The 22,608-nt window shown below is 57.0% G+C and carries 20 protein-coding genes and 2 pseudogenes; 8 read left to right on the top strand and 14 right to left on the bottom strand.

The features are described from left to right. Nucleotides 1–20 precede the first annotated feature (20 nt). Nucleotides 21–821: a sugar/pyridoxal phosphate phosphatase YigL gene (gene yigL, locus EBA31_RS26625; RefSeq protein WP_020824784.1), complete on the bottom strand. Its 801-nt coding sequence runs from the start codon at nt 819–821 to the stop codon at nt 21–23. Between the two features lie 11 nt (nt 822–832). Next, nucleotides 833–1,869 (bottom strand): annotated as a pseudogene (gene pldB, locus EBA31_RS26620) (lysophospholipase L2). 135 nt (nt 1,870–2,004) lie between these two features. On the opposite strand from pldB, the gene rhtB reads away from it, so the two are divergent. Beyond that, nucleotides 2,005–2,625, top strand: a complete 621-nt coding sequence (gene rhtB / locus EBA31_RS26615) for a homoserine/homoserine lactone efflux protein (protein ID WP_122080562.1) — start codon at nt 2,005–2,007, stop codon at nt 2,623–2,625. Nucleotides 2,626–2,676: 51 nt separating this feature from the next. Here rhtB and rhtC read toward each other — a convergent pair whose 3' ends face one another. The 3 genes from rhtC to pldA are packed head-to-tail and all read right to left on the bottom strand — an operon-like array spanning nt 2,677 to nt 6,075. After that, nucleotides 2,677–3,303, bottom strand: a complete 627-nt coding sequence (gene rhtC, locus EBA31_RS26610) for a threonine export protein RhtC (RefSeq protein ID WP_020824781.1) — start codon at nt 3,301–3,303, stop codon at nt 2,677–2,679. A gap of 12 nt (nt 3,304–3,315) precedes the next feature. Continuing rightward, complete coding sequence (gene recQ, locus EBA31_RS26605; protein WP_020824780.1) at nt 3,316–5,148, bottom strand: ATP-dependent DNA helicase RecQ; 1,833 nt, start codon at nt 5,146–5,148, stop codon at nt 3,316–3,318. 48 nt (nt 5,149–5,196) lie between these two features. Continuing rightward, nucleotides 5,197–6,075, bottom strand: a complete 879-nt coding sequence (gene pldA / locus EBA31_RS26600) for a phospholipase A (RefSeq protein WP_020824779.1) — start codon at nt 6,073–6,075, stop codon at nt 5,197–5,199. 201 nt (nt 6,076–6,276) lie between these two features. Here pldA and EBA31_RS26595 point away from each other — a divergent pair, with 201 nt between their 5' ends. Continuing rightward, complete coding sequence (locus EBA31_RS26595; protein WP_020824778.1) at nt 6,277–6,747, top strand: thioesterase family protein; 471 nt, start codon at nt 6,277–6,279, stop codon at nt 6,745–6,747. Nucleotides 6,748–6,811: 64 nt separating this feature from the next. Then, nucleotides 6,812–7,699, top strand: a complete 888-nt coding sequence (gene rarD, locus EBA31_RS26590; RefSeq protein ID WP_020824777.1) for an EamA family transporter RarD — start codon at nt 6,812–6,814, stop codon at nt 7,697–7,699. 7 nt (nt 7,700–7,706) lie between these two features. Here the strand turns inward: rarD and EBA31_RS26585 are convergent, their stop codons facing one another. Both EBA31_RS26585 and corA read right to left on the bottom strand, forming a co-directional pair. Further along, complete coding sequence (locus tag EBA31_RS26585; protein WP_122080561.1) at nt 7,707–8,765, bottom strand: AbrB family transcriptional regulator; 1,059 nt, start codon at nt 8,763–8,765, stop codon at nt 7,707–7,709. Between the two features lie 111 nt (nt 8,766–8,876). Beyond that, entirely contained in the window at nt 8,877–9,827 is a 951-nt protein-coding gene (gene corA / locus EBA31_RS26580; RefSeq protein WP_020824775.1) for a magnesium/cobalt transporter CorA, read from the bottom strand. Nucleotides 9,828–10,272: 445 nt separating this feature from the next. On the opposite strand from corA, the gene EBA31_RS26570 reads away from it, so the two are divergent. After that, nucleotides 10,273–10,752, top strand: coding sequence for a WbuC family cupin fold metalloprotein (locus tag EBA31_RS26570; protein ID WP_122080560.1), 480 nt, complete (start codon nt 10,273–10,275; stop codon nt 10,750–10,752). A 56-nt stretch (nt 10,753–10,808) separates the two neighbouring features. Here EBA31_RS26570 and uvrD read toward each other — a convergent pair whose 3' ends face one another. From uvrD to EBA31_RS26540, 6 genes and pseudogenes are all read right to left on the bottom strand, one after another. Next, a complete protein-coding gene (gene uvrD / locus EBA31_RS26565) occupies nt 10,809–12,971 on the bottom strand; it encodes a DNA helicase II (protein ID WP_046375101.1) in 2,163 nt (720 codons plus the stop codon). A 77-nt stretch (nt 12,972–13,048) separates the two neighbouring features. Next, a complete protein-coding gene (yigB, locus tag EBA31_RS26560; RefSeq protein WP_115057958.1) occupies nt 13,049–13,765 on the bottom strand; it encodes a 5-amino-6-(5-phospho-D-ribitylamino)uracil phosphatase YigB in 717 nt (238 codons plus the stop codon). After that, nucleotides 13,765–14,676 (bottom strand): tyrosine recombinase XerC, encoded by a 912-nt coding sequence (gene xerC / locus EBA31_RS26555; protein WP_020824771.1) that lies wholly within the window; start codon nt 14,674–14,676, stop codon nt 13,765–13,767. The genes yigB and xerC overlap by 1 nt, the downstream gene beginning before the upstream one ends. Continuing rightward, nucleotides 14,673–15,376: pseudogene (locus tag EBA31_RS26550) on the bottom strand (DUF484 domain-containing protein). The gene xerC and the pseudogene EBA31_RS26550 overlap by 4 nt, the downstream one beginning before the upstream one ends. Next, nucleotides 15,373–16,197 (bottom strand): diaminopimelate epimerase, encoded by an 825-nt coding sequence (gene dapF, locus EBA31_RS26545; protein WP_020824769.1) that lies wholly within the window; start codon nt 16,195–16,197, stop codon nt 15,373–15,375. Before dapF ends, EBA31_RS26550 begins: the two are co-directional and overlap by 4 nt. A 58-nt stretch (nt 16,198–16,255) precedes the next feature. Continuing rightward, nucleotides 16,256–16,462, bottom strand: a complete 207-nt coding sequence (locus EBA31_RS26540; protein WP_020824768.1) for a lipoprotein — start codon at nt 16,460–16,462, stop codon at nt 16,256–16,258. Between the two features lie 78 nt (nt 16,463–16,540). On the opposite strand from EBA31_RS26540, the gene cyaY reads away from it, so the two are divergent. Continuing rightward, complete coding sequence (gene cyaY, locus EBA31_RS26535; protein WP_020824767.1) at nt 16,541–16,861, top strand: iron donor protein CyaY; 321 nt, start codon at nt 16,541–16,543, stop codon at nt 16,859–16,861. 49 nt (nt 16,862–16,910) lie between these two features. On the opposite strand, the gene EBA31_RS26530 is transcribed toward cyaY, so the two are convergent. Beyond that, nucleotides 16,911–19,463: a class I adenylate cyclase gene (locus EBA31_RS26530; RefSeq protein WP_046374741.1), complete on the bottom strand. Its 2,553-nt coding sequence runs from the start codon at nt 19,461–19,463 to the stop codon at nt 16,911–16,913. A gap of 316 nt (nt 19,464–19,779) precedes the next feature. On the opposite strand from EBA31_RS26530, the gene hemC reads away from it, so the two are divergent. The 3 genes from hemC to hemX are packed head-to-tail and all read left to right on the top strand — an operon-like array spanning nt 19,780 to nt 22,606. Beyond that, a complete protein-coding gene (hemC, locus tag EBA31_RS26525) occupies nt 19,780–20,721 on the top strand; it encodes a hydroxymethylbilane synthase (RefSeq protein WP_122080559.1) in 942 nt (313 codons plus the stop codon). Further along, nucleotides 20,718–21,464: a uroporphyrinogen-III synthase gene (gene hemD, locus EBA31_RS26520; RefSeq protein WP_122080558.1), complete on the top strand. Its 747-nt coding sequence runs from the start codon at nt 20,718–20,720 to the stop codon at nt 21,462–21,464. The genes hemC and hemD overlap by 4 nt, the downstream gene beginning before the upstream one ends. Nucleotides 21,465–21,481: 17 nt before the next feature. Beyond that, a complete protein-coding gene (gene hemX / locus EBA31_RS26515) occupies nt 21,482–22,606 on the top strand; it encodes a uroporphyrinogen-III C-methyltransferase (RefSeq protein WP_122080557.1) in 1,125 nt (374 codons plus the stop codon). Nucleotides 22,607–22,608: the final 2 nt, after the last annotated feature.

Here is a 22,608-nt window from a genome sequence, read left to right as displayed (position 1 = left end):
CGCAAGGCGCCCTGTTCATATCAACCCAGGAACATTTTCCGCAGGTAATGTGGCACCGCGTCGTCGACGTTTGAGCCAATGACTTCCAGCTCAGGCAGTTTATCTTTCAGCCGCTGATGCGCGTCGCGCATGATGCAGCCTTTACCGGCCATCGACAGCATTTCCAGATCGTTCATGCCGTCGCCGAAGGCGATGCACTCTTTCAACGTATAACCGATGATCTTGGCCACTTCTTCCAGCGCATGCCCTTTTGACACGCCACCCGCCATCACTTCCAGACAGGTTGGGAACGAGAAGCTGACGTTAACCCGATCGCCCCAGCGTGCATTGATGGCATCTTCCAGCGGCAGCAGCTTTTCGTGATCGTCGCAGGTGAAGTACACCTTGCACACGCCGTCGGTTTCCAACAGGCCCGGTTCGAACAACTGGTACTGGAAAATGGATTCCTGGAAAAACTCTTTCTGTTCAGGGCTTTCGCGGTTGATGTACCAGTCGTCGTTGCGGTAGACGTTGGTGGTGATATCGGCATCGTTATGCAGCATGCCGTAAAGGTCGCGGGCAATGTCTTCGGCCAGGTTATGGCTGAAAATCAGCTCACCGTCGGTGTTGTGCACGCGAGCGCCGTTGGACGTGATCATAAAGGCGCTGATGTCGAGGTTATCGCGGATCTGCGCAACGTCGATATGGTGACGCCCGGTAGCGAAGACGAAATGTACCCCACGCTGGGTCAGCAGCTTCAAGGTCTCTTTGGCGTACGGGGACAAGGTGTGGTCAGGTGACAGCAGCGTGCCATCTAAATCGGAAGCGACGACGTGATACATAGCGGTATGTTCTAACCTCTGATGGAGTGGTCGGCGGTAGGGGTACCACCTAAGTGTTGAGCAAAGAAACGCAGGATTGCGTTCAGTGCTTCGGCGCGCATCGCGTCCCGCTCAAACAGGATCTCATGCCGTGCGCCTTCGATAACCTGCGGTTTTTCCCCTTCGCAAGGGTGCCCCGCTTCTGACAATGCCTGACAAAAAGCCTGGTGAGAGCGATTGTCGACCACCCGATCCTCCCCGGCCTGCAATAACAATAGCGGCGTAGTGATGTTAGCCGCCTGAGCGATGATATCCCGACCGGCCTGGAGACTTTCTCGCACCCAATGGTAAGTGGGCCCCCCACCTGCAGCTCGGGATAGTCGGCGTAATAGCGCAAGCAGCGCCGATAACGTTCACGACTGTGGGTCAACACGTTGACCACGTACGGCAGTGGCCGCCACTGGCCGGTGCCTATCGCATAGTACTCACGCACCTTCTGGTGCTTCTCCGCCCAGTCAAGAATGCGATTGGCCATCCAACCCGGCATCGGTAAATAAATGCCGAACATTGGCGCACAAAACGCGGCGGCGTCAAAGGCCTGCGGCTGACGTACCAGAAATTGCGCCAGGATCGCGCCCCCCATTGAGTGCGCCAGCGCAAAGCGTTGCCGGTAACCGCGTGGCTTCACTTCCTGCTGATAAAACTGGGTGAAATCGTCGACGTAATCGCTGAAGTTTATCACATGACCACGGTGCGTATCCGCCAGCAAACGGCCGGAACGGCCTTGCCCACGGTGATCTAAAATCATCACATCATAGCCACACTGGAACAGATCGTAGGCAACCTCAGGATATTTAACGTAACTTTCGATGCGGCCGGGGCTTACCACCACCACCCGCTGATGACGCGCAGAACAGAATCGTACAAAGCGGATGGGTACGCCGCCAACGCCGATGAACTCGCCCTCCTCACGCAGCCGCCAAAAGTCCAGCAGCGGGCCGGTGGCGAAAGCAGCAAACTGCGTTTCACGCGTTAACCAGTCATCGGTGCTGAGAGTAAACGACGTCATCAAATGCTTTTCCCTGAGCCGCCAGCGATAAAAATGTGACCGCTGGCACAAGAAATAATACTAGCGTATTGTGATTCAATTCCTACAAAAACCGAATCATTTTGGCACAAATTGGCGCTTTCAGGGAGCACTGCAATGACTTTGGACTGGTGGCTAACCTACCTGCTGACAACCCTTATCCTCAGCCTGTCACCCGGCTCTGGAGCGATCAACACCATGAGCACCGGCATCAGCCACGGTTACCGTGGGGCAGCAGCCTCGATCGCCGGGCTGCAGGTCGGGCTGAGCCTGCATATCCTGCTGGTGGGCATTGGCCTGGGGGCGCTGATCTCGCAGTCGCTGATGGCTTTTGAATTGCTGAAATGGCTGGGTGCCGCTTATCTGGTGTGGCTCGGTATTCAGCAGTGGCGCGCCGCCGGTTCGCTGGACTTGCATACGCTGGCGGGTACCCTGCCGCGCCGCCGTCTGTTTCGCCGTGCCGTGCTGGTAAATCTGACCAACCCGAAAAGCATCGTTTTTCTGGCCGCGCTGTTTCCGCAGTTTATTTTGCCCAATCAACCCCAGGCCGAGCAGTATGTAGTGCTTGGCGTCACCACGGTGGTAGTGGATATCATCGTGATGATTGGCTACGCCACTTTGGCGACCCGTATTGCCGGTTGGCTGAAGACCCCACGCCAGATGCAACTGCTGAACCGCATCTTCGGCTCGTTGTTCATTCTGGTCGCAGGACTGCTGGCCACGGCAAAGAAGGCCTGATGCAAAAAGGCCGAACATCGCTGTTCGGCACTCTGGTTCACTGCCCCAAAATCAACGGGTAAAGATCAGGTGCAAACCGAAACCGGTGAACAAGACGCCCGCCAATCCGTCAATCCACTTCGCCAGGCGTTGATAGCCTCGGCGCATTGCCGGCAGCGCAAACACCACCGCTACCAGGCTGAACCAGACAAAAGTCTCGGCGATGATCAACAAGAACAGCCCCCAGCGAGCGCCGGCGCCAACGTCGTCACCGACAAACAGTGAAAACACGCTGCCGAAATAGATAACGGCCTTTGGGTTTGACAGGTTGGTCAGAAAACCGCGAATAAAGCTGCGTCCCGGCTTAGGCAAGGCCACTTTCACTTCCGGTGCTGGCGTTGATTGCGCATTCTGAGAGCGTGCGGAGCGCAGCAGCTGCCAGCCCATCCAGCACAGGTAAATCCCACCACCCACCATAATAACCTGATGCAGCCAGGCCATTTTTTGCAGGATCAGGTGCAGGCCCATCAGCGCCACGCCCGCCCAGACAACGATGCCCAGCGAGATGCCCACCACCCCCATCATCGCCTCACGGCGTGAACGGCTGGCGGCGGTTTGCGAAACAAAAAAGAAGTCCGGCCCCGGGCTCATCAGCGCAATCAGGTGCACCAGCGCCACGGTCAGAAATAACATCAGCATGATTTACTGCCCTTAGTCTTCGTCATTATCGAGATGATCGCGGATCATCGCCATAAACGGGGCGCCAAAACGCTCCAGCTTACGCTGGCCAACGCCGTTAACGCTCAACAGATCGCCGGCCTTGATTGGCATCTGTTCCGCCATTTCCAGCAGCGTAGCATCGTTAAACACCACGTAAGGCGGAATATTTTCTTCATCGGCAATCGATTTACGCAGCTTGCGCAGTTTGGCAAACAGTTTGCGATCGTAGTTGCCGCCGTAGGATTTCTGGTTGGCACTGCCACGCGATTTCAGGCTTTGAATACGTGGCACCGCCAGTTGCAGCTCCAGCTCGCCGCGCAACACCGGGCGTGCGGCCTCGGTCAGCTGCAATGCCGAATGCATGGCAATGTTCTGAGTAATAAACCCCAGGTGGATCAACTGACGCAGCACGCTGGTCCAGTGTTCGGTGGTTTGGTCGCGGCCAATGCCGTACACCGGCAGCTTTTCATGGCCGTATTCGCGGATACGCTGATTATTGGAACCGCGTAACACCTCGACAATGTAGCCCAAACCGAAACGCTGCCCGACGCGATAGACACAAGACAGTGCTTTGCGCGCATCTTCCAGCCCGTCGTAGCGCTTGGGCGGATCCAGGCAGATATCGCAGTTGCCGCAGTTCTGATGTTTGCCCTCGCCAAAATAGTTAAGCAGCACCAGGCGGCGGCAGGTTTGCGCTTCGGCAAATGCGCCCATGGCGTTCAGCTTGTGGCGCTCGATGTCCAACTGTTGTCCGGCAGGCTTTTCTTCCAGACAGCGGCGCAGCCAGGCCATATCGGCCGGGTCATACAGCAAGATAGCTTCGGCGGGCAGGCCATCGCGCCCGGCACGGCCGGTTTCCTGATAATAAGATTCGATATTGCGCGGAATATCAAAGTGCACCACAAAGCGCACGTTCGGTTTATTGATGCCCATGCCAAAGGCGACGGTGGCCACCACCACCTGTAAATCGTCACGCTGGAACGCTTCCTGCACCTGGGCGCGGCGATCGTTATCCAGCCCGGCGTGATAGGCACCCACGCTCAGCCCACGGCTTTGCAAGCGCGCGGTGGTGTCTTCCACCTTGGCCCGGCTGTTGCAGTAAATAATGCCGCTTTTGCCGCGTTGGTCCTGTACAAAACGCCACAGTTGATCGAGAGGTTTAAACTTCTCCACCAGCGTATAGCGGATGTTCGGCCGGTCAAAGCTGCTGACCTGTACCAGAGGGTCCTGCAGCGCCAGCAGGCGCACGATGTCGCCACGGGTAGATTCATCGGCTGTCGCCGTCAGGGCTATCACCGGCATCGCGGGGAAGCGTTGCTTCAACTGCCCCAAGGCACGGTATTCTGGGCGGAAGTCGTGGCCCCACTGCGAGATACAGTGTGCTTCGTCTACTGCCAGCAACGCCGGCGGACAGTGGTCGAGCAGATCGAGAAAGCTGTCCATCATCAGCCGCTCGGGAGCGATGTACAGCATTTTGATTTGGCCGCTGCGGCACCCCGCCATCACTTCGAGCTGCTGCTCACGCGTTTGCGTCGAGTTATAGCAGGCGGCGGAAACGCCATAGGCCAACAGCTGATCGACCTGATCTTTCATCAGCGAAATCAACGGGGAAACCACTAACGTCAGGCCATCCATCACCAGCGCCGGGATTTGATAGCACAACGATTTACCGCCGCCGGTCGGCATAACAACCAGGCAATCCTGCCCGCCGATCGCCGTGTTGATAATCGTTTGTTGACCCGGTCGGAATTGCTGATAGCCGAAGGTATCGCGTAATACCTGCTCTGCCAGCAACTCTTTGTTTATCACTGCTGCGGTTGACACACACTTCCCCATTTTTTGCTGCGTAGCGACGCCTGTATGACGGCCGGATTACATAATATCGTTAAGCATGACACCAACGCCAACCCGTGTCTGCCGGAAGTTGTAATCAATCAAGGATTCGCCGTAACCGCTGAAGACTTGCGTGTAGAAACGCACGTGCTTGCTGATCGGGTAGCTCCAGCCCATTTCCGCGCCGCCGTAGCCGCTGTTCCAGTTATAGTGGCTGTCGACGCTGAAGATGCTGTCACCCCAGGCATAACCGACTTTCAGGCGGTAGTAGCCCATGTATTTGGTGATATCCGGGTTATCGTCGCTGCTGCTGCTTTCCGAGAAACGGAACCAGGGCTTCAGATCCACCTGCCAGTTGCCGTTTTGCGCCATAAAGCGCGCGTAACCGCGGTTCCAACTGCGTGAGGTGGGATCAGAACGGCCGTTGGACTGGTGATTGAGGCCCACTTCCACATCGCGCAATGTCCAGCCGGCGAAGCGGTAATCGGTCGCCCAGCCGAGGAACACCTGCGGCTCGTAGTTGGTTTCGCGAAACGGCGATGATTCACCGTGGTTGGAAAGCTGCCACCAGGAGCGCTGAGTATAAGATGCACCCAGCACCGAGTTGTCGCCGGCAATGCCGCGCCACAGTGGGAATGCCAGACTAAGCTGGAACTTCACCTCGTCCTTGCGGGCGTTATCGGACCAGTTATAGGACTGGATGGCTTCTTTATTGATATTGCTGGTATCGGTATACAACACATAGTTGGTTTCATACGGATACAGCGTAAATGGGTTGTCGTGATCCTGCAGCATGTTGGCAATAATGCTGCCGCGTACCGCCGGTTTATCATGAATTTGCTGCTCTTTGGCTTCTTCCGCCTGTACCAGCAGCGGCGCGGCCAGCGTGGCCAAAACGATCCCTGACAAAATGCGCATAACGTTCCTCACCCCAACAAAAAATGACAAACTCTGAAATAAAAACAGGCCATTTTACACACAAAGGAGATTTTACAGCAGCACGGCGTGTATTTATTGGATTAGTCTGGAAAGCAACAAAATATAGGCATAATATCAACAAACGGTTAACCTGGACTGACCAGTTTACTTCCCTACGACACAGAACAAGAATGGGTATTTATGTCTACCACACCACTCACACTAGAAGCCGCACGCCAAAAAATTGGCGAAATCTTTGTTTATCACATGCCGTTTAACCGCGAGCTGGGTCTCGAGCTGCGCCGCTTTGACGACGACTACGTGGAGCTGAGTTTCACCAATCAGCCCAAGCTGGTTGGCAATGCGGCCCAGAAGATCCTGCACGGCGGGGTGATCGCCTCGGTGCTCGACGTCGCCGCCGGGTTAGCCTGCGCCGGTAGCGTGCTGATGCGCCTGGATCCACTGATCGAAGAAGAAGTCGCTAGCCGTCTGTCGCGCATGGGCACCATAGATTTGCGCGTTGATTATCTGCGCCCGGGCCGTGGCGAGCACTTTATCGCGGCGGCCAGCGTATTGCGCAGCGGCAACAAAGTCGCGGTCGCCCGCGTTGAACTGCATAACCACGATGGCCTGCACATCGCCAGCGCTACCGCGACCTATCTGGTCGGGTGATTGTATGCGGTGAGGCTCTTCAGTACACTCACCGCATCTCCGTTTTTCCCATCTGAGTAACGTCATGGACGCACAGCAAACGCGGCAGGGCATCTTCTTTGCTCTGGCCGCCTATTTTATTTGGGGCATAGCTCCAGCCTATTTCAAACTGATCCAACAGGTACCTGCGGATGAGATCCTCACCCACAGGGTTATTTGGTCATTCTTCTTTATGCTGGCGCTGATCACGCTCGGGCGTAACTGGTCGCAGGTGCGCGCCGCCTGCCACAATCGCAAACGGCTGTTCTTGTTGGCGGTGACCGCGGTGTTGATCGGCGGCAACTGGCTGCTGTTTATCTGGGCGGTGAATAACCACCATATGCTGGAAGCCAGCCTGGGGTATTTCATTAACCCGCTGGTGAACGTGCTGCTGGGGATGCTGTTCCTGGGTGAACGTTTCCGCCGCATGCAGTGGATAGCGGTGGTACTGGCATTTGCCGGCGTGTTGATTCAGCTGTGGCAATTCGGTTCGCTGCCGATTATCGGGCTGGGGCTGGCATTTAGCTTTGCGTTCTACGGTCTGCTGCGCAAGAAGATCGCCATCGACGCGCAAACCGGCATGCTGATTGAAACCCTGTGGCTGCTGCCGGTCGCGGCGGCGTATCTTTTCCTGTTCGCCGACAGCCCAACCAGTCACCTGAGCGCCAACCCTTGGTCGCTGAACCTGCTGCTGGTGGCAGCCGGCATCGTCACCACCGTACCGCTGCTGTTCTTTACCGCCGCAGCCACCCGCCTGCGCCTGTCGACACTCGGCTTCTTCCAGTATCTCGGCCCCACGCTGATGTTCCTGCTGGCCGTCACCTTCTATGGCGAAACTGTCGGCCAGGACAAGCTGGTGACCTTTGGCTTTATCTGGGCCGCACTGCTGTTGTTTATCCTCGACGCGCTCTATACTCAACGTAAACTGCGTTGAAGCAGCGCTAAGTTAAAGCCGGGGTGGCGCGGTTAGAAATGAATCGTGCCATCGCCGGGCCAGTCAGCAAGATGGTGAACAAGCGCAGCGTCTGCATCGCCATCACGAAAGACATGTCGACCCGACTGCCGGCGGCGATGATCGCCACGGTATCCAACCCACCCGGGCTGGTCGCCAGATAGGCGGTCATCAAATCCACCGGCAGGAAACGCGTCAGCATCCATGCCAGCAGACCGCAAAACAGCATCAGCGCGACGATCGACACCACCATCTGCGGCAAGGTACGCAGCGCCAACAAAAAAATCGGCCGGGTGAAGCGCAGCCCGACGCTCCAGCCAATCAGGGTATAAGCCAGGGCCAACAGCCATTCCGGCACCTGTAACGCCATGGTACCGCTGGAATGCAGCGTCGCGCCGATGATCATCGGCAGCAACAACGCGCCGGAGGGAATACGCAACCGGGGGCCAAGCCAGGCGCCGACTACGGCAATGCCCAGCGTCGCCGGGAAACGCCAATCCAGTGAAGGGAACCACTCCAGCATCGCGCCGCCATGCCCCGCTTCATCACCCAACCCAATGCGCGCCACCATCGCCGCCGCGGTTGCGACAAACAGCACCCGCAGGTATTGCATAAACGCCACCAGCCGCACGTCGGCACCGAAATCCCCGGCCATCGCCACCATCGCCGACGCCCCACCGGGCGATGAACCCCAGGCACCGGTTGGCCCCGGCAGACTGCTATAACGCACCAGACACCAGCCTGAAACTCCGCTGGCCAGCAGCGTAGCGATCAACACCAGCAGCACCAACGGCCAGTCATCCAGTAACGGTGTGAGAATAGCAGGAGAGAGACTTTGCGCGATCATGCAGCCCAGCACCGCCTGTGCGGCGATGAACAGGTAACCTGGAATGCGAACCGTGGCGCCCAGCAGCCCCATGGCCACGCCGACAATCATCGGCCCCAGCAACAGTGCAGCGGGAATATGGAATCTTTGCAGGCCAAACCCCAGCACCAGCGAAGCCAGCAGCAGGATCGACCATTGGATCAAGCGGGGAAACCTCTCCATCAAAACGCATGCCTTACGGACAGATAAGCCAAAGGGGCATTCTACCCCTATTTAGCAGGCTAAGCGTTGGTCGACAGCAGAAATATCGGGCGAACAGGTTCGCCCGTCAGCTTACAGCCAGTTCTTGCGTTTGAAGTACAGATACGGGGCCAGCCCCGCCAGGATCATCAGGCTGATGGCGCCCGGATAGCCGAACGACCACTTCAGCTCCGGCATAAACTCGAAGTTCATCCCGTAGCTTGAGGCCACCAGCGTCGGTGGCAGGAACACCACCGACACCACCGAGAAGATCTTGATGATGCGGTTCTGTTCGATATTGATAAAGCCCATCGCCGCTTGCATCAGGAAGTTCACCTTCTGGAACAACGATTCGTTGTGTGGCAGCAAAGATTCGATGTCGCGCAGCACTTCACGCGCCTGCTCCAACTGACCGGTCGGCAAACGCGCCTTACGCACCAGGAAATTCAGCGCACGCTGGGTATCCATCAAACACAGTCGCACTTTCCAGCCGATATCTTCCAGTTCGGCCAGCGTCGACAGTGCTTCGTCGTATTCATCGCCCTGATGGCCTTCCATGATTACCCGGCTGAGCTTTTCCAAATCGCTGTAGACGTTTTCAATTTCGTCCGCCAACTGCTCAATCTTGGTTTCGAACAGATCCAGCAACAGCTCGTAAGCGTTGCCGTCCACCATCGTCAGGTTACGTGCGCGCATGCGGTACAGGCGAAACGCCGGCAGCTCACGCTCGCGCAGGGTATACAGACGCCCATCTCGGATGGTGAAAGCTACGGTGGAGTTACCGGCATGGTCTTCCGCATCTTCAAAGTAGAAGAAGGAGTGAATATGCAGGCCGTCTTCGTCTTCGAAGAAACGCGCGGAAGCTTCGATATCATCCAGCTCCGGACGTGTCGCCAGGCTTTGGCCCAGCTCGTTTTGCACGCGTTCACGCTCGCCTTCTTCCGGCTCAACCAGATCAACCCACAGCGAGGTGGTGAGATCATCGGAGTCATCCAACTCCAGACGGGACAGGCGGCTTTTATCTAATTTAAACGCGCTCAGCATCTGCTAAAACTCCCTTAGGGTGACAGGGGTAAACAACGCGTGGAAGCACAGAAACAGAGGGGTGTTGCATCACCAGCTTGTTTCAGACCATGAAGGATCTGACTCGTAGCGACACTTAAGAGGTCGCCGACAACCACGAAGGCTATCAGCTCGATGGGATAGCCTTAGAAGTTGTACCTGTTGTTGTCCAGGTCAGTGAGCCAGTATCTACTGGGTGTGTCCAAGGCGTATGTCCTCATTGATAATAGTGCGCGCATGTTACGCCGAGAAGAAAAAGTCTGTCAACCGGTTAGGCCCGATAATTGCGCAACAATTCATCGCCATAACCAATGGGACAAAATCGGTTTAATCCGTGATAAAGGGTAACGAAAAAGTCGCGGGGATCTCTGACCGCGTCGGTGAATATTGCTAATATGAAGCCACGATAAGCTTGCGGACTTTAACGATGAAACAGATTACCGCCCACGACCTGACCGACATGAGTGAGCAGGCCGCTAAAGTGGCTCGCCTGCGCGCGCACCGTACGTTACACGACGAGTTGAGCGAGCCGGTGCAGCGACTGGCGATTGCCATGGAACCTGGCACCTATATTCGACCGCACCGCCATCCACAAACCTGGGAACTGTTGACACCGCTGCGCGGCCGCTTTGTGGTATTGCAGTTTAATGAGGAAGGTGTCGTCACCCAACGCACGCTGCTGGGTGAAGAAACCAAAGTACTGGAGATGCCGGCGTTTACCTGGCATGCCGTGCTGTCGGTTGATCCCGGCGGCGTGGTGTTCGAAGTAAAACAGGGGCCTTATCAGGCGCTGTCGGAAGAGGACTGCATGCACTGGGCTCCTCCGGAAGGTGGTGAAGGCATCGAAGCTGTTATGCGCTGGTATGCCACCGCGCAAGTTGGCGATCGCTATACCCGTACGCTTTAAGCCTGAGTGCTGGGGCGAAGAGATTCGCCCCTTTGGGTTCGGCGGCTACTGCCCCGCTACACCGTTTCCAGTCTGGCATAGGCGGCCACCAGCCACTTGATGCCTTCCCCTGGGAACGCAATTTGCAGTCGACTGTGTTCGCCGCTGCCTTCCAGATTGACGATGGTGCCTTCGCCAAATTTAGGGTGACGCACTCGCTGCCCCAGCTTGTAGCCGGTATCGTTTTCACCGATCGGCGTGCCCATACGACGATGGCTCACCGGTCGCGATACGCTGGCACGCAACCGCACTTCTTCCACGCACTCCTCCGGCAGTTCACCGATAAAACGCGAAGGCCGATGGTAAACTTCCTTGCCGTACAGACGACGCGTTTCGGCATAGGTCAGCGTCAGTTTCTGCATGGCACGCGTCAGGCCAACGTAGGCCAGACGACGTTCTTCTTCCAGCCGCCCGCCTTCATCCAGCGACATCTGGCTCGGGAACATCCCCTCTTCCATACCGACGATAAACACCAGCGGGAACTCCAGCCCCTTGGCCGAGTGCAGGGTCATCAACTGCACCGCATCCTGATAGGCATCGGCCTGGCCTTCGCCCGCCTCCAGCGCAGCATGCGACAGAAACGCCTGCAGCGGCATCAGATCCTGATCTTCATCCTGATAGCTGTATTGACGGGTTGCCGTCACCAGCTCCTCAAGGTTTTCGATACGCGCCTGGCCTTTCTCGCCCTTTTCCTGCTCATACATAATGAACAGCCCCGAATCGCGGATCACCCGGTCGGTCTGTACGTGCAAGGGCATATCGGCGGTTTCATGCGCCAGGGAATCTACCAGTTCGGTAAAGCGCTGCAGCGCAGAGGCCGCACGGCCGGCCAGCACCTTGTCTTGCAGCAGGGCGCGGGTGGCCTGCCACAGGGTCAATTGACGATCGCGCGCCGTTCGACGCACTTCGTCCAACGTCCGGTCGCCAATGCCACGGGTCGGGGTATTTACTACGCGCTCGAACGCAGCGTCGTCATTACGGTTGGCTATCAGCCGCAGATAGGCCAGCGCATCCTTGATTTCCTGACGTTCGAAGAAGCGTTGCCCGCCGTAAATGCGGTAAGGCATGGCGGTTTGCAGCAGCGCCTCTTCCAGTACGCGCGACTGGGCGTTGCTGCGGTAAAGGATGGCGCAGTCATTCAGTGCGCCGCCATTTTCCTGCCAGGTTTTGATGCGGCCGACGACAAAGCGCGACTCGTCGAGTTCGTTGAACGCGCAGTAGATAGAAATAGGTTCGCCATCCCCGCCCTCTGTCCACAGGTTTTTACCCATGCGCCCGCCGTTGTTGGCGATCAGGGTGTTGGCTGCCTTTAGAATATTGCTGGTCGAACGGTAATTTTGTTCCAGAAGGACGCTCTGCGCACCGGGGAAGTCCTTCAGGAAACGTTGAATATTTTCCACCTGAGCGCCGCGCCAGCCATAAATCGACTGGTCATCGTCACCCACGATCATCACGTTGCTGTTATTGCCGGCCAGCAGGCGGATCCAGGCATATTGAATGCTGTTGGTATCCTGAAACTCATCTACCAGTACGTTGGTAAAACGTTCGCGGTAATGGTTGAGGATATGCGGTTTGTTCAGCCACAGCTCATGGGCGCGCAGCAACAGCTCGGCAAAATCCACCAGCCCGGCGCGATCGCAGGCTTCCTGATAGGCCTGGTAGATACGCAACCAGGTTGCCTCCACCGGATTATTATAGGTCTCGACGTGTTGCGGGCGCAGGCCCTCATCTTTTTTGCCGTTGATGTACCACATCGCCTGACGCGGGGGCCATTGTTTCTCGTCGATATTCAACGCCTTGACGATGCGTTTGAGCAGGCGGAACTGGTCGTCGCTGTCGAGGATCTGGAAATCCTGCGGCAGATTGGCATCCATGTGATGTGCGCGCAGCAACCGGTGAGCCAGCCCGTGGAAGGTGCCGATCCACATGCCGCCCTGACTGGTGCCAATCAGATGTTCGATACGGTGGCGCATTTCCGCCGCGGCTTTGTTGGTGAACGTCACCGCCATGATCGAATACGGCGAACAGTTCTCTACCGACAGCAGCCAGGCGATGCGGTGCACCAGCACCCGGGTTTTACCGCTGCCCGCGCCGGCCAGTACCAACAGGTTGCCACGTGGCGCCGCCACGGCTTCGCGTTGTTTTTCATTCAGGCTGTCGAGCAGATCGGAAACGTCCATAGGCACCATTAATTGGTAAGGGAAAGCGCGTCAGCGACGCGATTCCACTGGGAATTTATACAGAGTTCTGGCAGGGATTATAACAATGCTGTCAGCGATGCCAACTGCGAAATCTCAATATGTGGCAGCAGCCGGCTATCGGCAGCCTGCATCAGGCTGCGCTGACGGTCGTTGATCCAACAGGCCTGCAGGCCTGAGCGCAACGCGCCGGCGACGTCGGTGGTTAAATCATCGCCGACGTGGAGAATATGCTCAGGGGCGATGCCTAAACGCTCTGCGGCCAGTTGATACATGTCCTGATAAGGTTTGGCGCGGCCATCCGGCCCGGAGCGCAGCACAAACTGAAAGTAACCGTCCAGCCCGCACTGCGCGGGATCGGCATTGCCGTTGGTGATCGCCACCAGTGGGAAACGTTCACCCAATGCTTTCAACGTAGCGTGGGTAGCTTCAGGCACTTCGATGCGGCTGCGCCACAGCGCAAAATTCTGCATCGCCGCGTCAGCCCCTTCAGCTGCCTGGGCATCACGCAGCCCCTGACGGCTCAGCGCCAGGTGGATGGCACGCCAACGCCACTGGGTGACGTCGTGGTAAATCTCTGGATCCTGTTCACGTAACTCTTGGCGCAGGCGGTGAAAATCCGCCGACTGGAAGTGGTTCAGCCCGGGATGATAATTCTGCAGGAAAGCCACCGACTGCAATTCGGTCTGTTTGATCACCGGACGGTTGTCGTACAGCGTGTCGTCCAGATCGAAGGTCAATGCCGCCAGCGGGCGTAGCGGACGATAAAAGTGCATCAGGATTTCCCCCGTTTGGCGCGTGGATGCGCGGCATCGTACACGTTCGCCAGATGTTGAAAGTCGAGGTGGGTATAGATTTGGGTGGTGGTCAGATTGGCATGGCCAAGCAGTTCCTGCACCGCACGCAGATCGCCGCTGGACTCCAGCATATGGGTAGCAAAGGAGTGGCGCAGCTTGTGCGGATGGATATGGCTGTTAACGCCCTGCTTGACGCCCCATTCGGCAAAACGCTTTTGCACGTTACGGGTCGAGATGCGTTTTCCCTGATTGGACAGGAACATCGCATCGTCTGACGGCCCGAACAGGTCGCGCATCGCCAGCCAGTGTTCCAGCCAGGTCACGGCGGTGCGGCCGACCGGCAGCTTGCGTTCCTTGCTGCCCTTGCCCAAAACCCAAATTTCACCGGCGGCCAGATCGACGTGGCGACAGTCCAGCCCCACCAGTTCAGAAAGACGCAGCCCTGCCCCGTACATCACCTCAAGCATAGCGCGATCGCGTACCGCCAGCGGATCGTTGAGATCGATATCCAGCAGCTGATTCATTTCATCGACGTCGATGTTTTTCGGCAGATGACGGCCACTGCGTGGCGTGCGGATCCCTTTGGCGGGGTTGGCTATCAGCATACCCTGGCTGACCTGCCAGTCGAGAAAACTGCGTAATGCCGACAAGCGTAACGCGAGGCTGGAAGACTGCAGGCCGGCGCGTTTACTGCGCGCCGCCAGCATCCGGACTTTGGCGGCGTCCAACGCCGGCCACTCCGTGATGCCCATATCCTGAGCCAGCGCCATCAGCGCCTGCAATTGGCGTGAATAGCTTAACTGCGTCAAGGGGCTGAGCTGGCGTTCCACCTTCAGATAGCGCAGAAAGGCATCGACCGGCTGTTGCAGGCTGGCCGCCAGCGGGGTCATGCGCGTTCGATCCAGCGTTCCAGCAGTTCCGGCAGCATGCGCGCCAGTTGATTAAGCATCACCGTGCCCATGCCCTGCTGATAATGTTGCGTATCGCGGCTGCTGAAAATCACCATACCCAGCTCGCCCTCATCACCCAGCATCGACAGCGCTACCGAGCCGACCAGTTTGGCCTGCGGCAGCAACAACAGCAACTCGGGCCATTAAGGCTGCCAAGAAAGTGCTGTTGGTCACCCAGACGCTGAATGCGTAACGGTTCAAACGAAGAACGCGACAAGGCAAGGTGAGTGAAATCGGAAGGCGCGCCTATTTTCCAGCTTTCGGAAAACAGGCGGATGTTGGCGCCGGCCAAACCGAAACCGCGCGCCCAACGCTGCAGGCGGTTAAGCATATCCTGCAGGCTGTCGGCGGTGGCCAGGTTGGCCTGCAAATGCAGCAGGCTGGCAAACAGCGTTTCGTTGGCGCTGGCCTGCTCCATCAGCAGCGTGATTTCTTCTTCCAGCCGATGGATGTGATTACGCTGGCGAGCCAGATGCCACTCGACCAACGATACGGTGCCGCGAACGGGATGGGGAACGCGCATCTGCTCCACCAACCGCGCGTTGCGCATAAAGAAATCCGGGTTTTGCAGCAGAAACTGCATCACGGCGTCGTCATCAAGCTCAATGCCTGCGACAGCCTGGTCCTCAACGCTCTTCATAGATGAATAAATCCGTCATATACATGGGTTGCCGGACCGGTCATAAACAGCGGGCTGCCCGGCCCTTTCCAGCGAATATGCAGGCTGCCGCCCGGCAGTTCTACATGCACCTCTTCTGACAGCAATTCCTGTTGAATCCCTACTGCCACGGCCGCACAGGCTCCGCTACCGCAGGCCTGCGTTTCGCCAGCACCGCGCTCATAGACACGCAGTTTAATGTGCTCACGACTGACAATTTGCATAAAACCGATGTTGGCCCGTTCCGGGAAGCGCTCATGCCCTTCCAGCACCGGCCCGAGCAACTCCACCTTGGCGGTTTTTACATCATCCACCTGTAAAACACAATGTGGATTGCCCATCGACACCACGCCGCACAGCACCGTATGCTCCGCTGCGCGCATGATGTAGGTCTTTTCTTCTTTGGTTGCGCGAAACGGCACTGCCTGGGGATCGAAGTTCGGTTCGCCCATATTCACGCACACCAGATCATCGTCGGTCACGCTCAACACCATGCGCCCGGTCTGGGTACTGACGCGAATATCGCGCTTGTTGGTCAAGCCTTTCAGCCGTACAAAGCGGGCAAAGCAGCGAGCGCCGTTACCGCACTGCGCCACTTCACTGCCGTCGGCGTTAAAAATGCGGTAATGGAAATCCAGTTCCGGATCGTAAGGCGGTTCTACCACCAGCAGCTGGTCAAAGCCAACGCCCAAGTGCCGATCGGCCAGACGGCGGATCAACTCGGGTGAGAAATAGACATTCTGTGTAACGGCATCGACCACCATAAAGTCGTTGCCCAGACCGTGCATTTTGGAGAACTGCATATCATACTCCGCTATCCGTCTTGGGTTTGCGGTGACTAACGCCGCCGCAAACAAGGTGTTACTGGTCGCTCATCGACGGTTTTTGCTGAGAGCCAGAAAGTTCCTGCTGATTTTTCTGTACCTGATCGCCGGTCTGAACCTGGGTAGCCGGTTTCTTAGTGCTGGCCGGATCGGCCGGCGGGAAGTACAGCGGGCCCTTCAGGCCGCAGCCGGAGAGCCCGGCAAGCAGAACTGCCATCAGCGCATAGCGTAGTTGTTTTTTCATTTGCATTAATGCCTGTAATTCATGCGTCCAAGGTCTCTATAATCGCAGCTGGATCATGAAAAGCAATAGGAATTGAATATGAACGACAGTGAGTTTCACCAGTTGGCTGACCAACTGATGCTGAATATTGAAGAGACCCTGGACGATTTTGACGGCGATGCGGACATCGATTACGAAACTAACGGTGGCGTAATGACGTTAAGCTTCGAAAATGGCACCAAAATTGTGATCAATCGCCAGGAGCCGTTGCATCAGATTTGGCTGGCGACCAAAACTGGCGGCTATCACTTTAACTACCGTGACGGCGTGTGGCTGTGCGATCGCAGCGATCGCGCCTTCTACCCCTTACTGAGCGAAGCGGCCAGCGCACAGGCCGGCGAAGAGGTGACATTTTCCTGAGAATGGCCGCATCCGTCGTCAAGGCTCAGCCTGCTGAACCTTGACGATATCAATGCAGCTGGAACTGTTGCTTCAGCGGTTGGACCGCGCTGTCGGTCAGGGGAACGCACAGGCTCGACAGTACATTGCTGCGGAACGGGATCACCTGAGTTCGGCCATCAAGATGTACGATCTGGTAGAACTGCGGTAGGTTGAAGTTGATAAAGCTGGAGCCGTAGGTGAAGCGATCGTGCGAGGACGAGTAGAAACGGCTAACGTCGCGCACCAGTTCCTCTTTGCTGCCTTCGCAATGGTGATAAACCTCAACCCGGTTAGACTCATCCAGAATATAGATGTTAAAGCCCTTGTCGTCCGTGGTGTCTTCGAAGAAGAACTGAATAATCCCCTCGCTGGCGAAACCGTCTACCACTGGCGGCAGATGCACCTGATCGGTTTCCACCTTGATCGACAGGCCGTGCAGTTTATTGTTGGAAATGGCGCCGTAGAACTCCACCGCGTTTTCCAGCTTCTGCACCGACACGCTCAGCCGTTCGAAGAACAGGCCCCAGGTCTGGCCGGCAACCCGTACCGCTTTGAAACGGCCCGGCTCCAGTCGGGTGCTGGACAGGCGTAGCTCAATACATTCAGACACCAATTGCTGTATACGGGTACGGATCAGGCCGCGCAGGTGCTGACTGTAGCAGAACACCTCGACCGATTCCGGCGGCGCGGCATCCTGGTGCATTTTGCCGAGAATGGTCTTCAACGCTTCCAGCACCGATTGCTCGCCGCTGAAATGCAAGGTACGCACTTCGTTCCAGGAGTTGCGGTACAGCAGATCGATACTGCCCACCAGGCACTGCTGTTGCTGGCCAAAGCTGAATACATCGAGCTTGCGGAAATCGAAATGCACCACCTGATTGCGGAAGGCGGCGGTCGGATCGTTTTCCAGATTGACGATAATGGCCAGGTGACGAATTTCGCACGGGCTGTACAGCGCTTTTGGCGTGGGGGCCGCCAGCCGCAGGGGGAAGTGGTGCGACACATCGGCCACCAGTTCCTGCAGTTTGGCCGTATCGCACAGGTTGCCGCTCTTGATGTGCAGACGGGTTTTCGGCGTCAGCAGCCCGTTGAAATAGGCCCAGGCCACCAGCTTGTTGAGGTAGCGGTTATATTCCAGCGGCTGATGGCTGACGATCGAGTCCATGGCCGGTGCCTGGTTATAAAGATACCAGCCGGTGCGGTTGGCGCGGCCAATCGGCACGTGAATAAAGGTCAAGTCGTCTTCTGACAGGTCCGGCGAAATCTGTGGGTTCACCAGCGTCACCTTGCCGGGCAGCGCTTCAAACGCGGCGTACAGCTTGCGTGTCAACACGCCGATATCCTGCGGGCTGGCGCTGACGCTAAGGTTGTTGCGGCGAGCGAAGCGGATCAGGTTGCGATAGCTTTGCATCATCGCATCCAACAGTTCGTTGTGAGCTTCACGTACCCGTTCGATTTTCCAGTTGGCGCGATTATCCAGGATCGCCAGACGCTCTTCGTCCCAGCCCCATTCGCTGACCAATTGGCTGAGAATTTCACGACGCCAGCCGACGCACGCATTGGCGCGGGACAGTTTTTCACAGACTTTCAGGTAGAAACAGCGGCGGACCAGGTCGAGGCGGGTAGTGTCGTTGATTTGATTCAGATAATGCGTAACGCGTTCGAGCATCATACAGTAGGCGTCGAGACCAAAGCAGACAATCTCGCCCTGATGCAGGCGCTGTTTGATGTCCATCGCCAGCAGTTGCGTATTCGGGTATTCCCAGGAATAGGCTTCCAGCAGCAGGGTTTTCAGCACCGCCTTGTAAGGCGAGTCGATGCTTTTGTACAGTTGCCACAGGCTGGCACCGAAATATTCTTCCGCCGACAGCGTGCTCAGACCGCCGAGATCCAGCCATTCGTTCGGCGTTAACGCGCCTTGCGAGTACAGCGACAGCACATACTCATCGTAATGTGCTTCTTCTTCGCCCGGCACCATGTTCCACAAAATACGTTTGCCGGCCAGGCGCACCGCGGTGCGGTAAAATTCGTCCAGCAGCAGGATATGTTGGGTGGAGCCGCAGTCTTCGCCCCCCAGGCTGCCGCTTTCGTTATGACGGAAGCGGTTTTCATCGATCAGGAAGAAGCTGACTTCCACCCCCATCGACGCCGACCATTTTTCCAGCAGGCTGCATTTTTGCTGTAGGCGGTTACGCTCTTCGTTGTCCAGCCAGGATTGGTGGCACACCCAGATGTCGAGATCCGAGCTGCAACTCTGGCCGATCGACGAGGTGCTGCCCATCGAGTAAACCCCGGTAATCGGCAGTTCACCGCTGGCCATTTTGTCAAATGGGCTGCCCCATTTGTCTTCTAAATCATTGAGGTAATCTTGTTGAGTTTCATCAGGCGTGTAGAGGCAAACGCCATGGGGAACGTTACCGTTCAGGTAACCTGGCATCAGTGGGTGGTGGTGGTGCAATAAGGTAGGCAGCAGACTGTATACCCGTTGAAACGCGGGCTTCATGGCCGCTAGGGCGCGATCGATTCGTAATTGATTGATCGCATCCAGTCTCTGCTTCAGTGTCTCGATGTAGAGGTACAAGACGTCTCGCCTGATTATCCCGGTGTTTAGAAAAAAACCCGTATTCCATAAGTGCCGTTAGTGTTGGAAGAATATTTGGCAACTTATTGTTGGAAACGTGATCAATTTAACACCTTGCTGATTGACCGTAAAGGAAGTAACGCTTCACTATTATTGTAGCGCCACTCCAAACGATTTACCCGCAGTGTTAACTGCCCCAAAACACATCACACGTCCCGTTGATTCCGTTGTCCTTTCTTCGCCTGTGGCTTCTTGCACTGACAGTTTTCACACTCAGTGGTAGGATGAACGGCGAATTATAAAAACGGTAACAAGCATGTTAGACAAAATTATTCGAATTGCCACCCGACAAAGCCCACTCGCGCTTTGGCAAGCACATTATGTGCAGCAGCGCCTGATGGCCAGCCACCCCGGCCTGCAGGTCGAACTGGTGCCGATGGTCACGCGAGGCGACATTATTTTGGATACGCCGCTGGCGAAAGTCGGCGGTAAAGGGCTGTTTGTTAAGGAACTTGAACTGGCGTTATTGGACGGCCGTGCGGATATCGCCGTTCACTCAATGAAAGACGTCCCGGTCGATTTCCCCGAAGGCTTGGGTTTAGTGACTATTTGCGAGCGTGACGATCCTCGCGACGCATTTGTTTCCAATCGTTTCGCATCGCTCGATCAACTGCCGCAGGGCAGCGTGGTCGGTACCTCCAGCCTGCGTCGTCAGTGCCAACTGCGTGAGCGCCGTCCGGATCTGATCGTGCGCGATCTGCGCGGCAACGTCGGTACCCGGCTGGCAAAATTGGATAACGGCGATTACGACGCCATTATTCTGGCGGTCGCCGGGCTTAAGCGCCTGGGGTTGGAACAGCGTATCCGCAGTCCATTGAGCCCGGAAGAGTGCCTGCCGGCCGTTGGCCAGGGCGCAGTGGGTATCGAATGCCGCCTCGACGACGAAACCACCCGCGCGCTGTTGGCACCGCTCAATCACGTTGCTACAGAAACCCGCGTACGTGCCGAACGTGCGATGAATACCCGGCTGGAAGGCGGTTGCCAGGTGCCTATCGGCAGCTATGCCGAACTGGATGGCGACAGCCTGTGGCTGCGAGCCCTGGTGGGCTCTCCAGACGGCAGCCAAATGGTGCGCAGCGAACGCCGCGGTCCGGCAGCTCAAGCAGAGCAGATGGGCCTCGAACTGGCGGAAGAACTGCTGGCGCAAGGCGCTCGTGAAATTCTGCAGGACGTTTATCAGGGGAATCCCCCTGCATGACGATTCTGGTAACCCGCCCCTCGCCTTCCGGAGAAGAACTGGTCAGCCGACTGCGTGCGCTCGGTCGGGTTGCCTATCATGCTCCGTTGATCGATTTCGCCCCCGGGGGCGATTTGCCAAAATTGCCGCAGGCGTTACAGCAGCTTAATGATGGCGATCTGGTGTTCATCCTGTCGCAGCACTCGGTGAGCTACGCCAACTCGGTGATGGGCCGCGTCGGGCTGTCATGGCCCGCCAGGCTGGCCTATTATGCTATCGGTCGCAACACGGCGCTGGCAATGCACCGCATCAGCAGCCTGCCGGTAGAATACCCGCGTGAGCAGGAGATCAGCGAAACATTGCTGCTGCTGCCGGCGCTGCAGAAGCTGGAAGGTAAACAGGCGCTGATCCTGCGCGGTAACGGCGGACGCGAGCTGCTGGGTAATACCTTGAGTGAGCGCGGCGCTGACGTCAGCTATTATGAATGTTATCAACGCAGCCCGGTGCACTATGATGGCAGCGAGCAAAGCGCCCACTGGCAGCGTGCCGGTGTTGATACGCTGGTCGTCACCAGCGGTGAAATGTTACAACAGCTCTATACTTTAGTTCCTGATTACTACCGTTCTTCGTGGCTGTTACGTTGCCGCCTGGTCGTAGTGAGTGAACGTCTGGCTACCCTCGCCCAGGAACTGGGCTGGAGTACAATTCGGGTAGCTGATACCGCCGATAATGACGCGCTGATCCGCGCGCTACAACAAACCTGACTATGGGATGTGCCACTATGACGGAACAAAATACCCCATCCGCCCCGGTTGAAGAACCAACCTCTGCGGTTGAGAGCCCCCAGCAGCCAGACGCTGAAAAGCGTAAAGGTAAAAATACCGGCCCGGTGTTGGGCGCGATCGCGATCGTGCTGGTCATCGCTCTGGCCGCCGGTGGCTATTACCACACCCATCGGCAGGCGCAGCAGCTTATCGCCGCCAACCAAACGTTGCAGCAACAGCTTGAAGCGCTGAAACAGAACCAACAGCAGGAAAGAAGCGCGCTGGAAGGCCTGTTGCAGCAACAGGGCAAAACGCTGGACGCCGCCGATCGCGAACAGGCAACCCTGGCGCGACAGCTCAATGAACTGCAAGAGAAAGTCGCCATCATCTCCGGCAGCGATGCCAAAACCTGGTTGCTGGCGCAGGCCGATTTTCTGGTGAAAATGGCCGGGCGTAAGCTGTGGAGCGATCAGGACGTCACCACCGCCGCCGCGCTGTTAAAAAGCGCCGATGCCAGCCTGGCTGACATGAATGACCCGAGCCTGCTCGAGGTTCGTCGCGCCATCACCGAAGACGTCAGCACGCTGTCCACGCTGACTCAGGTAGATTTCGACGGCATCATTCTCAAGACCAATCAGTTGTCCAATCAGGTGGATAATCTGCGCCTGGCGGATAACGACAGCGACGAAGCGCCGATGGATCAAGACAGCAGCGAGCTGTCGAGCTCGATCGGCGAATGGCGGCAAAACCTGGCCAAAAGCTGGCACAACTTTATGGCCGACTTTATTACCGTCCGCCGCCGCGATAGCAATGCCGAGCCGCTGATGGCCCCGAACCAGGACATTTACCTGCGCGAAAATATCCGTTCGCGTCTGCTGGTTGCCGCGCAGGCCATCCCTCGACATCAGAACGAAGTGTATAAGCAGTCGCTGGAGACCATTTCCACTTGGGTTCGCGCCTACTTTGATACCACCGACCCGGCCACGAAAGCTTTCCTGGAAGAGTTGGATACCCTGAGCCAGCAGTCGATCACCATGGACGTGCCGGATCAGCTGAAAAGCCAGCCGCTGCTGGAAAAACTGATGCAGACCCGGGTGCGTAATCTGATGGCCCAGTCCCCTGCCGCTCATCAGGAGGGATAAGC

Source organism: Serratia sp. P2ACOL2 (assembly GCF_003691565.1).
GTDB lineage: Bacteria > Pseudomonadota > Gammaproteobacteria > Enterobacterales > Enterobacteriaceae > Serratia > Serratia liquefaciens.
Note: the sequence above shows the minus strand (reverse complement) of the source record. Positions and strands in the feature narration are given on the sequence as shown.

Bases quoted from the DNA above. Each gene is read 5' to 3' on its own strand.
- corA (WP_020824775.1), bottom strand. From the start codon at position 9,827: ATGCTGAGCGCGTTTAAATTAGATAAAAGCCGCCTGTCCCGTCTGGAG.
- rhtB (WP_122080562.1), top strand. From the start codon at position 2,005: ATGACTTTGGACTGGTGGCTAACCTACCTGCTGACAACCCTTATCCTC.
- dapF (WP_020824769.1), bottom strand. From the start codon at position 16,197: ATGCAGTTCTCCAAAATGCACGGTCTGGGCAACGACTTTATGGTGGTC.
- hemD (WP_122080558.1), top strand. From the start codon at position 20,718: ATGACGATTCTGGTAACCCGCCCCTCGCCTTCCGGAGAAGAACTGGTC.
- pldA (WP_020824779.1), bottom strand. From the start codon at position 6,075: ATGCGCATTTTGTCAGGGATCGTTTTGGCCACGCTGGCCGCGCCGCTG.
- hemX (WP_122080557.1), top strand. From the start codon at position 21,482: ATGACGGAACAAAATACCCCATCCGCCCCGGTTGAAGAACCAACCTCT.
- EBA31_RS26585 (WP_122080561.1), bottom strand. From the start codon at position 8,765: ATGGAGAGGTTTCCCCGCTTGATCCAATGGTCGATCCTGCTGCTGGCT.
- rarD (WP_020824777.1), top strand. From the start codon at position 6,812: ATGGACGCACAGCAAACGCGGCAGGGCATCTTCTTTGCTCTGGCCGCC.
- xerC (WP_020824771.1), bottom strand. From the start codon at position 14,676: ATGACCCCGCTGGCGGCCAGCCTGCAACAGCCGGTCGATGCCTTTCTG.
- EBA31_RS26540 (WP_020824768.1), bottom strand. From the start codon at position 16,462: ATGAAAAAACAACTACGCTATGCGCTGATGGCAGTTCTGCTTGCCGGG.
- EBA31_RS26595 (WP_020824778.1), top strand. From the start codon at position 6,277: ATGTCTACCACACCACTCACACTAGAAGCCGCACGCCAAAAAATTGGC.
- cyaY (WP_020824767.1), top strand. From the start codon at position 16,541: ATGAACGACAGTGAGTTTCACCAGTTGGCTGACCAACTGATGCTGAAT.
- uvrD (WP_046375101.1), bottom strand. From the start codon at position 12,971: ATGGACGTTTCCGATCTGCTCGACAGCCTGAATGAAAAACAACGCGAA.
- rhtC (WP_020824781.1), bottom strand. From the start codon at position 3,303: ATGCTGATGTTATTTCTGACCGTGGCGCTGGTGCACCTGATTGCGCTG.
- hemC (WP_122080559.1), top strand. From the start codon at position 19,780: ATGTTAGACAAAATTATTCGAATTGCCACCCGACAAAGCCCACTCGCG.
- EBA31_RS26570 (WP_122080560.1), top strand. From the start codon at position 10,273: ATGAAACAGATTACCGCCCACGACCTGACCGACATGAGTGAGCAGGCC.
- yigL (WP_020824784.1), bottom strand. From the start codon at position 821: ATGTATCACGTCGTCGCTTCCGATTTAGATGGCACGCTGCTGTCACCT.
- yigB (WP_115057958.1), bottom strand. From the start codon at position 13,765: ATGCACTTTTATCGTCCGCTACGCCCGCTGGCGGCATTGACCTTCGAT.